This window comes from Nonomuraea sp. NPDC049141 (assembly GCF_040648415.1).
Lineage (GTDB): Bacteria > Actinomycetota > Actinomycetes > Streptosporangiales > Streptosporangiaceae > Nonomuraea.
Genome location: NZ_JBEZDR010000281.1, coordinates 1 through 1,071 on the forward strand (window position 1 = coordinate 1; position 1,071 = coordinate 1,071).

General features: G+C 66.9%; 1 protein-coding gene. It reads left to right on the forward strand.

Features of this window, described 5'->3' with window-relative positions; genetic code table 11:
* Window positions 1-1,071: transposase (locus tag AB0B91_RS66470; RefSeq protein WP_358343353.1), on the forward strand; the 1,071-nt coding region annotated here is incomplete at both ends.

The following is a 1,071-nucleotide window of genomic DNA, read 5'->3' on the forward strand; positions in this document are numbered from 1 at the left end:
GTGAGACTGGTGGTGCAGGTGAAGCTCCTGCCGACGCCCGAGCAGGCGACGGCGCTGGAGGCGACCCTGCGCGCGGTCAACACCGCCGCCTGCCAAGTCTCCCGCCAAGCCCACAAGCAGCGCACGTTTCGCAACTACGACCTGCGCAAGCACACCTACACGCAGATCAAGGACGAGTACGGGCTGGCCGCCCAGGCCGCTCAGCACGTCATCAAAAAGGTCGCCGACGCCTACGCCACCCTGCATGCCAATATCCGAGCCGGGAACCTGGGCAAGGTGGGCTCCGCCCGCCGGGTACGGGCCGAATCCACGCCCATCGACTTCCGCGCCGAAGCCGCCCAGCCGTTCGACGACCGCTGCCTGTCCTGGCAGATCGACGCGCGGACGGTGTCGATCTGGTCGGTGGCCGGGAGGCTGAAGAACCTGAGGTTCACCGCGTCCGCCGAACAGCTCAAGACCCTGTCGGCACACCGCAAGGGCGAGTCCGATCTGGTCTACCGGGACGGCATGTGGTTCCTGATCGCGACCTGCGACATGCCCGACCCCCGCGTCAAGGACCCGGACGCCTTCCCGGGGGTGGATCTGGGCATCGTCAACATCGCCACCACCAGCGACGGAGCCCGTCATTCCGGCAGGGCTCTGAACGCGGTCAGGCACCGCCGGCGCGAGCTACGCCGCCGCTTGCAGGCCAAGCGCACCAAGTCCGCCAAGCGGTTGCTCAAGCAGCGCCGCCGCAAAGAAGCGCGGTTCGCCGCCAACACCAATCATGTCATCGCCAAGCAGATCGTGACCGAGGCAGAACGCACCGGCCAAGGGATCGCCCTGGAAGACCTCCAGGGCATCCGGGACCGGGTACGGCTTCGCAAGCCCCAGCGGGTCACGCTGCATTCCTGGAGCTTCCACCAGCTGGGTGGCTTCCTCGGTTACAAGGCGGCCCGGGCCGGGGTCGCTGTCATCTACGTCGATCCGGCTTTCACCTCCCAGCAGTGCTCGTCGTGTGGGCATGTGGACCGCAAGAACCGGCTCGATCAAGCCTCTTTCTCGTGTACGTCGTGCGGCTTCGCTGAGCAC